Below are 14,636 nucleotides of genomic sequence, written 5' to 3' on the forward strand. Positions count from 1 at the left end.
CATAAATTAATAACATATTGAAAAATATTGTTAAATTTCTTTTTTGTCATGGGGGAGAAATTAGCATTTTGGTGTATTTTTCGATATAAATAAAGTGAAATGATTCTTTTTTGAAAGTTTTAAAATTGTGACCGATCTTACTCCACACCCAGAACGTGATGTGCTAACCGGTATTGAACCAATCAGTATTATTGATGAAATGCAACGCTCCTATCTCGATTATGCGATGAGCGTGATTGTTTCACGTGCACTCCCTGATGTTCGTGATGGTCTTAAGCCTGTTCATCGACGTATCCTTCATGCTATGAATGAGATGGGGCTTTCTTTCAATAAGTCATATCGTAAATCTGCTGGTGTTGTTGGTGAGGTTATGGGGAAATTCCATCCCCATGGTGATGCTTCAATTTATGATGCTTTAGTGCGTATGGCGCAGGACTTTTCTTTAAGAAATCCATTGATTGATGGTCAAGGAAATTTTGGTTCCGTTGATGGTGATCCACCCGCGGCCATGCGCTATACTGAGTGTCGTTTAGAAAAAGTTTCAGAAGAACTTTTAGCTGATATCGATAAAGATACTGTTGATTTTCAGGATAATTACGATGGGCGTGAGCGTGAACCGGTTGTCTTACCAGCGCGTTTTCCCAATCTTTTGGTTAATGGGTCAGGGGGGATTGCTGTGGGAATGGCGACCAATATTCCTCCCCATAATCTTGGTGAAATCGTTGATGGTTGTATCGCTTTGATTGACAATCCCGATATCACACTCGATAAAATAATTGAAATTATTCCTGGTCCGGATTTTCCTACAGGAGGCATTATCCTCGGCCATTCTGGTGTTCGTGCAGCTTATGAAACAGGGCGTGGCTCAATCATTATGCGTGCTAAAGTTGAGATCGAAGAAATTCGCAGTGGTCGACAAGCAATTATTGTGAGTGAGATCCCTTATCAAGTTAATAAGGCAACGATGATTGAGAAAATGGCCGAATTGGTGCGCGATAAACGCATTGAGGGAATCTCTGATTTGCGTGACGAATCTGATCGTGATGGGTATCGGGTTGTTATTGAGCTAAAGAAAGATGTCGTTGCGGAAGTTGTTTTAAACCAATTATATCGGTATACGCCGCTACAAACTTCCTTTGGTTGTAATATGGTTGCTTTGAATGGGGGGAAACCCGAACAGATGACGTTGCTTGATATGCTTCGTGCATTTGTTTCATTTCGGGAAGAAGTTGTCAGTCGGCGAACAAAATATCTTTTGCGTAAAGCGCGTGAGCGAGCACATGTTTTGGTTGGTCTTGCCCTTGCTGTTGCCAATATTGATGAAATTATAGCACTTATTCGCAAAGCTCCTGATCCGCAGACAGCACGTGCACAGTTAATGGAGCGACGCTGGCCAGCAATGGATGTCGCGCCTTTGATTAAACTTATTGATGATCCTCGTCATATTATTCATGAGGATGGTACTTATAATCTCTCTGAAGAACAGGCGCGTGCTATTTTAGAATTGCGTTTGCAACGATTGACAGCCCTTGGGCGTGATGAAATCGCTGATGAATTGAATAAAATTGGCGTGGATATCGCTGACTATCTTGATATCTTGGCATCACGCGTACGCATTATGTGTATTGTTAAGAATGAGTTGAGTGCTCTTCGTGAGGAATTTGCAACGCCGCGACGTACCGTATTTGGTTTTGGTAGCGCTGAGATGGAGAGTGAAGATCTGATCGCACCAGAGGATATGGTGGTAACGGTGAGTCATAGTGGCTATATTAAACGTGTGCCTCTTAATACCTATCGTGCACAGCGACGTGGTGGTAAGGGGCGTTCTGGTATGTCCACGAAGGATGAGGATTTTGTAACGCGATTGTTTGTTGCCAATACGCATACTCCGGTTCTTTTCTTTTCATCACGTGGGATTGTTTATAAGGAAAAAGTTTGGCGATTGCCGCTGGGGACACCCCAATCGCGTGGGCGGGCTTTGATCAATATGCTTCCCTTACAACAAGGTGAGCGTATTACAACGATTATGCCTTTGCCTGAAGATGAAGCGAGCTGGAGTGCATTGGATGTTATGTTTGCGACGACACGTGGAACTGTGCGTCGTAATAAATTATCAGATTTCATTCAAGTTAATCGTAATGGTAAAATTGCAATGAAACTTGATGAAGAAGATGAAATTCTTTCTGTTGAAACCTGTACAGAACATGATGATGTTGTTCTAACAACAGCTAATGGACAATGTATCCGTTTTCCAGTTGTTGATGTTCGTGTCTTTGCTGGGCGTAATTCTGTGGGAGTTCGTGGTATCAATTTAGCTAAAGGCGATAAAGTCATTTCGATGACAATTTTGGAGCATGTCGAGGCGACGTCCATTGAGCGTTCTGCTTATATTAAACGTGTAATGAATGAACGGCGTGCTTCTGGTGCAGATGCTGATGTTGAAGATATTGTAACTCTTGATGAGGAAGATGGGGGTGCTGAAACAGAGTTAACAGATGAACGTTATACAGAACTTCATGCACGTGAACAAATGCTTTTGACGGTGAGTGAGTTTGGTTATGGTAAACGCTCTTCGTCCTATGAGTTCCGGATTTCCGGACGTGGCGGAAAAGGGATTCGTGCAACGGATCCATCTAAAACAGCTGAAATTGGTAAATTAGTAGCGGCTTTTCCGGTGAAGGCGCAAGATCAAATTATGTTGGTATCAGATGGAGGACAGCTTATTCGTGTTCCTGTTGAGGGAATTCGTACTGCTGGGCGCTCAACTAAGGGAGTCACAATTTTTAATACAGCCAAAGGTGAAAGAGTCGTATCGGTTGAACGTATTTCTGAACCTGAAGATGATACGAGTTCATTAGATGATGAAGGTGAGAAGCATTCTGATACAGTTGATATGAGCGAAGAAAAATAATTTTGAAGAGGATGGAGTAAAATCATGAAAATTGCTCTTTACGCAGGTTCTTTTGATCCTCTTACAAATGGTCATCTTGATGTTTTGAAAGGGTGTTTTGTGTTAGCTGATAAGGTGGTCGTCGCTATAGGGATACAGGCTGACAAAAAAACACTCTTTAGCTTTGAAGAGCGTGTTGATTTCATTACGCAGGTAGGGAAAGACTTTTTTGGTGCGGATTCTAATCGATTGCAGGTTCTTTCCTTTAGCAACCTTCTAATTGAGAAGGCGCGTGAAGTTGGTGCTTCATTTCTCATTCGTGGATTGCGTGATGGTACTGATCTTGATTATGAAATGCAAATGGCAGGGATGAATGGCGTTATGGCTCCTGAATTGCAAACTGTTTTTTTGCCGGCAAGCGTTTCTGGGCGTGCAATAACTTCTACATTGGTACGCCAAATTGCCTCTATGGGAGGTGATGTAACACCATTTGTACCGCCCAATATTGCACAAGCTTTGAGCTCGAAATTCCAATCTTTTAGGGGAGAATAATTGTGTCTCGTAGAATTTTTGCTGTTTTGTTATGTGTGTTTTGTTTTTTTTCATTGTCCGCTGTCGCCGGTAATTCTAGTCCAGCGAGTGATGCAAGCCTTCTTGTTTTATCTCTCAAAGATGGTGATGTCATTATTCGTCTGCGTCCTGATTTGGCGCCAAAACATGTTGTGCAAATTAAAAGATTAACAGAAGAGGGGGCCTATAATAATGTTGTATTTCATCGCGTTATTCCTAATTTCATGGCACAAACTGGTGATGTAAAGTTTGGAAAAAAAGGCAGTAGAGATTTTGATCTGAAACGCGTTGGTATGGGTGGCTCAAATTATCCCAATATACCGGCAGAGTTTTCAAAGCAGCCGTTTAAGCGTGGTACTGTTGGGATGGCACGGTCACAAGATCCGGATTCCGCGAATTCTCAATTCTTCATTTGTTTTGATGATGCTGCTTTTTTAAATGGTCAGTATACGGTTGTTGGAGAGGTTATAAAGGGGATGGCTGTTGTTGATAAAATAAAAAAAGGTACGACAAGCAATAATGGATCTGTAAAAAATCCTGATGTTATTAATGCGGCTACTTTACAAGTTGAGAAATGAATCAAAGGAGCTTTCCATATGGCTGAGAATAAAAATCCAGAGAATACTTTAATTCTTGAAACAACAAAGGGCAGAGTTGTTATTGAGCTTTTGGCTGATTTAGCGCCTTGTCATGTTGCACGTATTAAAGAACTGGTACGTGAAGGTGCTTATGATAATGTTATTTTCCATCGCGTTATTGATGGTTTTATGGCGCAAACTGGGGATGTGCAATTTGGAAAGAAGGATAGTGAAAAATTCAATTTATCACGTGCGGGTATGGGGGGGGCAGAAAAACCAAATTTAACAGCAGAGTTTTCAAATCTTTCTCATAAGCGTGGTACAGTTTCTATGGCACGTAGTCAGAATCCAAATTCTGCTAATTCTCAGTTTTTTATTTGTTTTGCAGATGCTCCGTGGCTTGATCGTCAATATTCCATATGGGGGCAGGTTGTTGAAGGTATGGAAAATGTTGATAAAATTAAACGTGGTGAACCTGTTGCAGATCCAGATTCAATTACCAAAGCCGTTATTGCTGCGGATGCAAAATAGTGTAAATTATACTGATTTCAATTGTAAGTTTCTAAGAAAAAATACTCTTTTCTGATCAATAAAGGCACACAAAACTTTTTTGTAGTATCACGCTTACCTTTTATAATTTCGAGCTAAGAATTGTCCATATATTTCCTTCAATCGGATCTTTCTGAAGAGTATAATGCAAAGGATTTGTACAAACACCTGTCAGAATAAGAAAACGCAAAGTCTGTTGTGTTATGGTTGTTGTTTGGAAAAGTGTTTTATAAAAAATTCGGCATTTCTCTTCAATTCATTGTCGGTCTATTAATGGTTTTATGATGTTACTTTCCTGAGAGAGCGTGTGCTTTTGTTGCTGCTTGTAAATCAACATCCAATCCTAATGTAGCAGCATGTTTGAAACACATATTAATACGGATAAGAGCCTTACTAGCTGCTCCAGTTTTCCTAGCAAGGTAGGAAAACAGCTTTTATATTATATATCATTGGTGTAATCTTTAAAACAAGAAAACAGTTTAATCTTAGAAGAATATAAAGGCGCAGAGGTGAAACAAATGGCTAGTCTTGCCATCTCCTTTTTAATTCAGCTTTACTTTTTTAAAAAGTATCTAAAGCAATATCATTTAAATAATGAAGGTTATGCATAGCCTTACGCTTTTATTTTTCTCGCTTTTTAATAGAGGAACGTTCCAAACGGAATATACTTATGTTGCATATTTACGTGTTTTTAAGAAGCATTTCTCAGTGCATATCAACATTCACTTCCACAATGACGTTTATGGCGTTTATAGTTTTAAAGCTATAATAGTATAAATCTATTATGCACTACCATCTTTAAAGCTTGTGAAGGAGCAAGAGCGGGTACCATCATACGCTTTTTCAGCCTCTAATGTTACGATAGAGTTTTTGGTATTTGAGAATCTTTACAAAAAGCATTTTTAGTTTTTTTAAGTGTTTTTATTACACGTTAATTTTTTTTGTGAATTATCTCAATATTGTGAGGGGATAAATGATTATGCTCATTTGCGCTTTTATTAAGCGTGAGGATCGCCGTGCCCAGTAGATGAAAAATTTTTATCTGTAAAAGTAAAGAATATTGTAAGCTGTACAATGCGTTCAGATTTTTCTTCTATGCGTACAAAGTTACTGCTTATGGAAGTATGTGAAGATGAGATTATTGTGATAATAATTTTGCAGTTCTATTAAGGATTTAGTGCGTTAAGCGTAGGTATTTTGAGGTATGATATTATAAAGATTTTACTATTTTTCTGGAGCTAGATTATCACTTTATTATGGTGATTTCTTAACAAGAAATGTTCTTTTATCTCGTTTAATTTTTTATGCTGGTTACAATATTGAGCGAATCAAAAATTAATTCATAAAGCTTATGACAATGCTCGTAAGGGGATACCTTTTTTCTTTCTATAGAGATATGCATTGATGGAATCAAAAAGACGAGAGTTATGATAAAGACATTTCATTATAGAAAAATTGCTCAAGATGGGTATGCACGTCGAGGCGAAATTATAACGGGGCGAGGATGTGTTCGTACACCCGCATTTATGCCTGTTGGAACGGCGGGAACCGTTAAGGCTATGTATATGGATCAGATACGTGATCTTGGTGCAGATATCATTTTAGGGAATACTTATCATTTAATGTTACGTCCAGGAGCTGAACGTGTTGCGCGTTTGGGAGGATTACATGAATTTTCACGCTGGAGTGGACCTATTTTAACCGATTCTGGTGGCTTTCAGGTTATGTCATTGGCGGGAATCCGTAAAATTACTGAACAAGGTGTGATTTTTCGCTCTTACATTAATGGAGCTTACTATGAAATGAGTCCAGAGCGTTCTATCGAAATTCAAGAACTTCTTGGTGCGGATATCCAGATGCAGTTAGATCAATGTATTGCATTACCTGCAACTGAAAAAGAAATGGAAGAAGCTATGGAACTTTCATTGCGGTGGGCGCAGCGTTGTAAAACAGCTTTTGGAGATCAGCCAGATAAAGCATTGTTTGGGATTGTTCAAGGTGGTGATAATATGAAACTGCGTGAACGTTCTGCTCAAGCATTAAAAGAAATGGATTTAAAAGGTTACGCTATTGGAGGGCTTGCTGTTGGTGAGCCGCAGAGTGTTATGACAGCAGTATTGGATACTACTTGTCCGATTTTACCAGAGGATAAACCACGCTATCTTATGGGAGTAGGAACACCTGATGATATTTTACAAAGTGTTGCTCGTGGTGTTGATATGTTTGATTGTGTTATGCCGACGCGTGCAGGACGTCATGGTTTAGCTTTTACCCGCTTTGGTAGAATTAATTTGCGTAATGCGCGTTATGCAGAAGATCCACATCCTCTTGATTCGCAGTCACTTTGTCCAGCAGCACATGATTATAGTTGTGCTTATTTGCATCATTTGATCAAATCTGGTGAATCTCTTGGGGGTATGTTGTTGACTTGGAATAATCTTTTTTATTATCAACAACTGATGCAGGGAATTCGTGATGCCATTGAAGAAGGCTGTTATGCTGATTTTTGCGCTGAAACTCGTGCGCTATGGGCACAAGGACGCTAAAATATTAATCGTAATATAACGTTTCATTTTTTTATTGAATTTATTCTTGCACTTACAAATTTAGCTAAAAATATGAAATTAGAAACACCTTCCAAAATTATAAATTCCACTATCCTAAGATATAGCAGTGCGGTTTTATAGGGCATATATTCTTTTTCTAATTACTATATAAAACAGAAACTGTTACTCCGGTACGCGCTACCTGATCCGGAGAAAAACAGTTTATTTCTGTTTCTGATGACTGTTTAAAGCAACAATGTTAATGAGGCGTTAGCGAACTCTTAAAGAAGTATGAAAATTGTATTTTTATGAGCTAATTTGTGTTTTTTATTACTAAAGGTAAAGAATGGGTTATATACAACCGTATAGATAAATTTTAGAAAATTAAAAGAAAACTAAGCTAAGATTATAACATTTTAAATATTATAATTGTATATTTTAAGTTTTCATTATTTTAATATCTTAATATAAGTATTACTTACAATAGATTTATATAATATTATTAATATATAAAATAAAAAAATTGTTATGTCATAAAAATTTAAACATTAATCACGATAATTACCATATTTATAAAATATCGATAAATATATTAAAATAAAACTTATTATATTTGTTTTCTGCTCTGTTTATAGAATTTATCTGAAAATAAGCATATATATTTACGTGAATATTTTAATTTAAAGATAATGAGTTAGATATCTGATGCGATTCCTCTGTTAGAGGAGGGAGGGGTAAAGCTGCCTAAAAGAGGATATTTAATAAATCTAGAAACCAAGCACTATTATCATGAGAGTTTTTAAAGGATTCTATAATAATTTATAAGAATGGCGTAAAGTTGAAATTATAGCTTATCAATTTGGATGATTTGCATTTAGATAACAAAAATAATGCAACAATAATTTTGTGAGAAGTTTTATTTTTGTATCAAGATAATGATGAGATGTGGTTCACTTGTTTGAAGTGCATTATTCGACAAATTTTAGAATTATTTATAGGGTATAGGATATCGTTGCAAAATAAAGGTTTTACTGTAAAATCGGAACTGCTGAAAAGAGGAGACAAATTTTATTATCTGGCAGATTCGATAAAAATAGGTGAATACATCTATAACTTTGAGGTTTTCAAAGATTTTCCGTTAAAGAACTTACTTAAAACTCCATAAAATGCTTTATATATCAAAATATTTCTAAAACTTTATTGGGGACTATTGGGCATGCGTATAACAATGTTTTGAATTTTTGTTTGTGTATATTACAGATATCTACAGTTAAAACTCTTATCCAGAAGTGATGATATGAGGGATTCTTATAAACAAAAAGTTCTTGCATTGGGAATTGATTCGAGAATACGGCGTTTAATAATTTTAGCTCTTGCCGTGGGGAGTTTTGCTATTGGTACTGCAGAGTTTGTTGCAATGGGGCTACTGCCAGAGATGGCACGAAGTTCATATGTTGATATTCCTACCGCTGGTCAATATATTTCTGCTTATGCATTAGGGGTTGTGATTGGAGCACCTCTTTTAGCTGTGGCAACAGCTCAGGTATCACGCAAAACTGTTTTGATAGGATTGATGCTTTTTTATGCTTTAGCAAATATTGCTAGTGCCTTTGTTTCTGATTTTAGCATATTAGTAGTATTACGCTTTCTCAGTGGACTTCCCCATGGAATCTATTTTGGACTTGCGGCTATGGTTGCCTCTTCAATGGTAGAAATGAAAGAACGTTCTAAAGCTGTTGGATATGTTATGCTTGGCTTAACAATTGCAACCGTTTTGGGAGCACCCAGTGCTACTTGGATTGGTCAACTTATTGGTTGGCAGATTGCTTTTGTCCTTGTTGGTATGATTGCTTTATTATGTTGTTTGCTTATTTGGAATTTTTTGCCTTGTGATTTAAGTTTTCCAAAAACGAATCCTTTGCACGAAATGGGTGCATTAAAGCAAAAGCAGGTATGGCTTCTTTTGTTTATGGTTTCGGTGGGAGCGTCAGGATTATTTTCTGTTTTCACTTATATCAAGTCAACATTAATGCATATTTCTGGTGTTTCACTTGAGTGGGTACCATTTATCATGCCGCTAGTTGGATTGGGAATGGTGGTAGGAAATCTCTTGGGGCCTAAATTAGCTGTTAAAATTGGTATTTCGCCGATGATATTTTTTTCTATGCTTTGGAGCGTATTTGTTTTTTTTCTTTTTTTCTTTTTATCCTATGCTCCGTTAACAGCGGCAGTAGGATGCTTTTTTGTTGGGACTTCTTTTGCTGCTATGCCTTCTATACAAACAAAAATTATGGATGTTGCACTACAGGGACAGATTTTGGCAGGAGCATTAATGCAGTCTGCTTTTAATATTGCCAACGCTCTTGGTGCAGAATCTGGAGCATTAGTTTTAAAATTGGGCTATAGTTATGAATATACAGCTATTTTAGGAAGTGTTCTGACTTTGTGTGGATTAATGATTTTTTGCGTCTCATGGTATATGGAGAAGCATACTTAACATTTCTTTTAACTATTAAGAGAAAAAATATTTTTTTATTTATTTAGTTATTTGATTGTCCTGTTGGGTTTTTTAATATGCGATAGGAAACGCGTAGAGCAAATGGAATACCAAGACAAAATAAAAGACCGATGAGTACGACAAGAAGAGTCTTGGCGGCTGAAATCATTCCTACTATTCCTCCAGGATTAAAGAGACCAGCAAAATTGGTGATTGTTCCTGCAAGTGTTGCACTTAACGCGGCTGAAAATAGCTGTACAGAGGTAAGGGATTCGCTAGCACGTAGAGTATCTTCATTGTTTGCACATTGTAAGATCCGTGTTAACAAATGCGGCCACGCTATGCCTGCGCTAATCCCGATAGAAAACAATGCTAAGCAAATGATAAAAATATGTTCAGATGTAGAATCTTTTATTGGAATGAGCCATAAAAGACTGCTTATACCGAAAAGGCTTAATATGGGGGAATACACAATAATGCTGCGAACTTTTTTTGCGGATATACCAGCACTTGATAGAGAACCGCATGTCCAGCCTAAGCTCATGAGTGACGCTATATAACCAGCAATAAGTGGGGCTTGTCCATGAAGCTCTTGAAGAAAAAGTGGAAAATAAAGCTCTACGCTATACACGACTGTCGTCATAACGAGTATCAATGCATAAATAGAAAAAAACTCAGAAGAGAAGGAAAAGGATTTATGCGGTAACATGGGATGAAGTGTGGATGATTCGATCTTTGCTAGAACAAAGAAAAGGGTTAATCCAATAACTAATCCGCAAATTTGCGCAATTGTGGTATTTATAGCACTACCAGCAGAAATAATAAAAATTAATAAGATGAGTATGGAGAGTTGTAGGAGAGGAAAAGGGGATGTTGGAATCTCTCTTTCATTTTCTTTTGGTAAAACTTTAAGAGCTATGAGCAAGAAGATTATCGCTAATATGCCGATAACCCAAAAGGATGCTCTCCATACGCCATAATGTACAGAAATGCCACCGATAGCTGGTCCTAACAAGGTTGATATTCCCCACATTCCAGAGATGATACTCAATGCATGTGACCATACAGATGGACTAAAAACAAGACGCACCATAGAATAGGATAGGGATAGTAAAGAGCCGCTTCCAAATCCTTGAATAAAGCGCCCTATTAAAAATAATGGCATAGCCGAAGCTGTAGCACATATGAAGGTACCAAAAGTAAAAATAAAACCAGAGATCACATAAGCTTTGCGAGGACCTGTTTTCTCTAATATTTTTGTTGCAAGCGAAGTCCCAAGGAGCGACGCTGTAATAAAAACAGTTGCCACCCAAGAATAATACAGTCCATCGCCAAGATCACTCATAAGAGAGGGTAAAATAGTAATAACTACATAAACGTTAGTAGCGTGCAACACTACACCGCCTATAAACGTTAAAAAGCGAATACCATTTTTACCTAATAAAAGTGCAGACCAGCTTTTTTTTTTCACTGTTTTTGCTATTCAGTAAAGAGTTGACCTTTTTTATTTATAAGGCAGTTATCTGAATTTGCCAAGAAAAGATTCAAAGCCCTCCTTTCGTAGAGCTTTGGAATTTAAATGAAGTGATAACTTAATTGTTCACAGCTTTTTTAAGATTTTCATCAATTTTATCAAGAAAACCTGTTGTAGAAAGCCATTTTTGTTTAGGTCCAATCAAAAGCGCGAGATCTTTGGTCATAAAACCTTCTTCAACGGTCTTAATACAAACTTCTTCTAATGTTTTGGCGAAGTTTTTTAATTTCTCGTTGTTATCTAGTTTAGCACGGTGCGCCAGTCCACGTGTCCATGCGAAAATAGATGCGATAGAATTTGTTGATGTTTCTTCGCCTCTTTGATGCTGACGGTAATGGCGTGTTACTGTGCCGTGTGCTGCTTCTGCTTCAACAATTTTACCATCTGGTGTCATAAGAACAGAGGTCATGAGACCAAGGGAACCAAAGCCTTGAGCAACAATATCAGATTGAACATCACCATCATAGTTTTTACATGCCCATACATAGCCCCCTGACCATTTAAGTGCAGAAGCAACCATATCATCAATGAGGCGGTGTTCGTAATATAATTTACGGTTTTCAAATTCAGTTTTAAATTCCGTATCAAATATTTCTTGAAAGATATCTTTAAAACGACCATCGTAAGTTTTTAGAATGGTATTTTTTGTTGAAAGATAAACTGGAACATTCCGTTGTAGTCCATAATTAAAGGATGCGCGGGCAAAATCACGAATTGACTCGTCAAGGTTATACATAGCCATAGCAACCCCTGCGCTTGGGGCATCAAAAACATCATGTTCAATAACTTGATTGTCATCACCTACAAATTTAATACTTAATTTCCCTTTTCCTGGAAATTTAAAATCTGTTGCCTTGTACTGATCACCAAAAGCGTGACGTCCGATAATAATTGGCTTTGTCCAGTTAGGAACAAGGCGAGGGACGTTTTTACAGATAATGGGTTCGCGAAAAATGACTCCTCCTAAAATATTGCGAATTGTGCCATTAGGTGATTTCCACATTTTTTTTAGGTTAAATTCTTTAACGCGTGCCTCATCAGGTGTGATGGTTGCACATTTTATACCAACCCCATATTTTTTGATAGCATTGGCAGAATCGATTGTTACCTGATCATTGGTTGCATCACGATTTTCGACGGAAAGATCATAATATTTGAGATCAATGTCGAGATAGGGATGGATTAATTTATCTTTGATATATTTCCAGATGATACGGGTCATTTCATCCCCATCAAGTTCAACAACGGGGTTTTCTATTTTGATCTTTGCCATTAGAAGTCCTTTTTTTTTAAGCGATACTACTTTATAGCACTTTCAAGTTTATAATGAAAAGTAAAAACAAGGGAAAAAAGCATTCAAATATGAGCTTTTAGAATATATTATCAATTTTTAGAATATATTATCAATAGAGTGTAAATTTTGTTGGAGGGTTTAATTTTTGAATAGAAGTTTTTTGAAAAGAAGTGATGTGTTTGCAAATCTATAATTATTCTATGATTGATGAAGAATCTGTTTAATAGATAAGGTAGTTAGATCACTGGGGGCAGGGATTATGCATTTTTATTATCAGAGTTTCCATTTAATAAGTTGATCGTATTCTAAATTATAGTTTCTTGATTTGTTGTGTTAGGTGAATAAGAATCTATTTTTATATCGCATTTCAATTCTAAGATTACGGTCTGCTTGTTTATAGAAAAGTTTAATGTGATGCACAGGCACTGTAATTAGAAATGCTTCATATAAAATGCGTTTTGGGGTAAATTTCAGTTTTGAAGGTTGGAAGAAACGTATAAATGATGTGGCTGGTTTTAATTTAAAAATTAACGGTATACGCAAGAATATGGCTTATAAACTCACCGGATCACGAGCTAGAACCCTCTAATTTTTATATTTTATCGATTTTTATTGTTATTAACTGTGCGCAGTAAAACACTATCCTCGAAATGCAACAAAGAAATCAGTTATCTAATGATTCTTGTATCTTTTTTACGAAGAGATCCCTTTAAAAATCTTATTCCCTCGTTTTTATTTATGCATTCCTCATTTTTAAAAATACGAATAAAATGAATGTATTACACATAGAAAAAAAGATGATGGTACGCCCAAGGGGCGGGTATAGAGTAAATAAAATCAAAAAATTATATAGAATATAAGGGAATTAATGAATTTTGATTCTATTACGTTTTTTTTGTCTCTATCCCTAACTTTTTTGGAGCTTTTTTATAGCTTCAAGAGCTAGTCTTTTACGATCTGCGCTCTTTGTATAAAGAGATGCCATTTGATCTTCTGTCCAGCCAAAAATTGCTTTGAGTTGTGATACTGTTGCACCAGAGTTAGCTGCGCGTGTTGCTGCTAATTTTCTTAATCCATGGGCTGATTTTTTAATTCCAGCCGCATTACAAGCGTCTCTAAATGCATTCCCAAAGCCTTCTTTGGTGAATTTTTGATTCATTTTACTACAGATGAATGTTTTTTCTCCAATAGGACCAATTTCAAGTGTTTTTGCTAGTTCCGGTAAAATAGGAAGAAAAACATCTGTTTGGAATTTACTTTTTTCTGTTTTGAGGTGAATGATATTATCTTTGACATCTTTCCAACCAATTCGTACGGCATCACCACGACGCAAGCCCGTATATAAAAGAACATCAATCCAGACACGTTCATGGGTACCATGATGCCATCTTTGATAATATTTTTCGACATCTTCTTCTGTCCAAACAGGAAATCCCTCTTTGTTTTTGAGGGGTGGTCTTTTTATTCCTAAAGCTGGATTATTTTCCAAAAGACCTTGATCAATTGCCCAATTAAAAAGTCCATTAAGGGCTTTCAGGAAGTTTCTAGCCATTGCTGGTGTTTCTTTACGCCGTTCAACACCGGCTATGATATGTTTCTTTTCAATTGCTTGGTATGGAATATTTCCTATGGTATCACATACCTTCATAAGGATGAGTTCTTTTTGTTTTTGGGTGACTTTAGAAAGGCTATGCCAATTGGAGCTGTTAAAGTATTGTTTAAGCAGCCATGCAAATGACCCTTCAACAAGTTTACCGGTTTTGGATTTAGGAAGTATAAGTCCTTGTAACTCGGCAAGTGCGCTTTTGTAGTTGTCAACAAACTCTTGCGTTCCATAGGTACCGCGTATTCTAATACGTGGTCCATGACCAATACGTACATACCATATAATTTTACCATGGCGTGTGACTTCTTTGACAAGATGAGGGGGGCGTGGTTTTGGCATAAGCAATTTTACATCTTAGAGAGCGCGGTTTCGTAATATTCATTCTTTGACAAATCTAAAAGTTTGTCTGGGTGGTTAACTGAATTTGGTATTGGGATATCGGATTTAAGATAGATAAGCAGTTCACCGGTAGGTTTGATTTCTACGAGTTCACATCCTTGTTTTTTAGCTTCTCTTAAAGCGCGTGCAATGGCTGGTTGCGTTATAGCAGCTGGACGAGGCGCCATATCTTT

Annotated in this window: 9 protein-coding genes and 1 pseudogene; 6 read left to right on the forward strand and 4 right to left on the reverse strand. The window is 37.0% G+C overall.

Going from position 1 to position 14,636, the window contains the following annotated elements; all coding sequences use genetic code 11:
• The first annotated feature begins 127 nt into the window (after positions 1–127).
• The 6 genes and pseudogenes from gyrA (at position 128) to ACFIKD_RS06990 (ending at position 9,630) form a co-directional block, all read left to right on the forward strand.
• Positions 128–2,911: a DNA gyrase subunit A gene (gene gyrA / locus ACFIKD_RS06965; protein WP_375635875.1), complete on the forward strand. Its 2,784-nt coding sequence runs from the start codon at positions 128–130 to the stop codon at positions 2,909–2,911.
• Between the two features lie 24 nt (positions 2,912–2,935).
• Positions 2,936–3,455: pseudogene (gene coaD, locus ACFIKD_RS06970) on the forward strand (pantetheine-phosphate adenylyltransferase).
• Entirely contained in the window at positions 3,445–4,038 is a 594-nt protein-coding gene (locus tag ACFIKD_RS06975) for a peptidylprolyl isomerase (RefSeq protein WP_375647584.1), read from the forward strand. Before coaD ends, ACFIKD_RS06975 begins: the two are co-directional and overlap by 11 nt.
• A gap of 18 nt (positions 4,039–4,056) precedes the next feature.
• Positions 4,057–4,569: a peptidylprolyl isomerase gene (locus ACFIKD_RS06980; RefSeq protein WP_015856522.1), complete on the forward strand. Its 513-nt coding sequence runs from the start codon at positions 4,057–4,059 to the stop codon at positions 4,567–4,569.
• A 1,445-nt stretch (positions 4,570–6,014) separates the two neighbouring features.
• A complete protein-coding gene (tgt, locus tag ACFIKD_RS06985; protein ID WP_375635878.1) occupies positions 6,015–7,133 on the forward strand; it encodes a tRNA guanosine(34) transglycosylase Tgt in 1,119 nt (372 codons plus the stop codon).
• A 1,297-nt stretch (positions 7,134–8,430) separates the two neighbouring features.
• Positions 8,431–9,630: an MFS transporter gene (locus ACFIKD_RS06990; RefSeq protein WP_375635879.1), complete on the forward strand. Its 1,200-nt coding sequence runs from the start codon at positions 8,431–8,433 to the stop codon at positions 9,628–9,630.
• Between the two features lie 43 nt (positions 9,631–9,673).
• Here the strand turns inward: ACFIKD_RS06990 and ACFIKD_RS06995 are convergent, their stop codons facing one another.
• The 4 genes from ACFIKD_RS06995 to ACFIKD_RS07010 form a co-directional block, all read right to left on the reverse strand.
• A complete protein-coding gene (locus tag ACFIKD_RS06995; protein WP_375635880.1) occupies positions 9,674–11,101 on the reverse strand; it encodes an MFS transporter in 1,428 nt (475 codons plus the stop codon).
• Positions 11,102–11,222: 121 nt separating this feature from the next.
• The gene (locus ACFIKD_RS07000) at positions 11,223–12,437 is read right to left on the reverse strand and encodes an NADP-dependent isocitrate dehydrogenase (protein WP_375635881.1); all 1,215 of its coding nucleotides are present in this window, start codon (positions 12,435–12,437) and stop codon (positions 11,223–11,225) included.
• Positions 12,438–13,365: 928 nt separating this feature from the next.
• Positions 13,366–14,403: a tyrosine-type recombinase/integrase gene (locus ACFIKD_RS07005; RefSeq protein WP_208438613.1), complete on the reverse strand. Its 1,038-nt coding sequence runs from the start codon at positions 14,401–14,403 to the stop codon at positions 13,366–13,368.
• A gap of 8 nt (positions 14,404–14,411) precedes the next feature.
• Positions 14,412–14,630, reverse strand: a complete 219-nt coding sequence (locus ACFIKD_RS07010) for a hypothetical protein (protein WP_012755083.1) — start codon at positions 14,628–14,630, stop codon at positions 14,412–14,414.
• Positions 14,631–14,636: the final 6 nt, after the last annotated feature.

It is taken from the genome of Bartonella sp. CR84HXZ, assembly GCF_042194535.1.
In the GTDB taxonomy this organism is placed as follows: Bacteria; Pseudomonadota; Alphaproteobacteria; order Rhizobiales; family Rhizobiaceae; genus Bartonella; species Bartonella grahamii.

Coding starts and splice junctions, on each gene's coding strand:
- ACFIKD_RS06980 (WP_015856522.1), top strand. CDS start 4,057: ATGGCTGAGAATAAAAATCCAGAGAATACTTTAATTCTTGAAACAACA.
- tgt (WP_375635878.1), top strand. CDS start 6,015: ATGATAAAGACATTTCATTATAGAAAAATTGCTCAAGATGGGTATGCA.
- ACFIKD_RS06990 (WP_375635879.1), top strand. CDS start 8,431: ATGAGGGATTCTTATAAACAAAAAGTTCTTGCATTGGGAATTGATTCG.
- ACFIKD_RS07000 (WP_375635881.1), bottom strand. CDS start 12,437: ATGGCAAAGATCAAAATAGAAAACCCCGTTGTTGAACTTGATGGGGAT.
- ACFIKD_RS07005 (WP_208438613.1), bottom strand. CDS start 14,403: ATGCCAAAACCACGCCCCCCTCATCTTGTCAAAGAAGTCACACGCCAT.
- ACFIKD_RS07010 (WP_012755083.1), bottom strand. CDS start 14,630: ATGGCGCCTCGTCCAGCTGCTATAACGCAACCAGCCATTGCACGCGCT.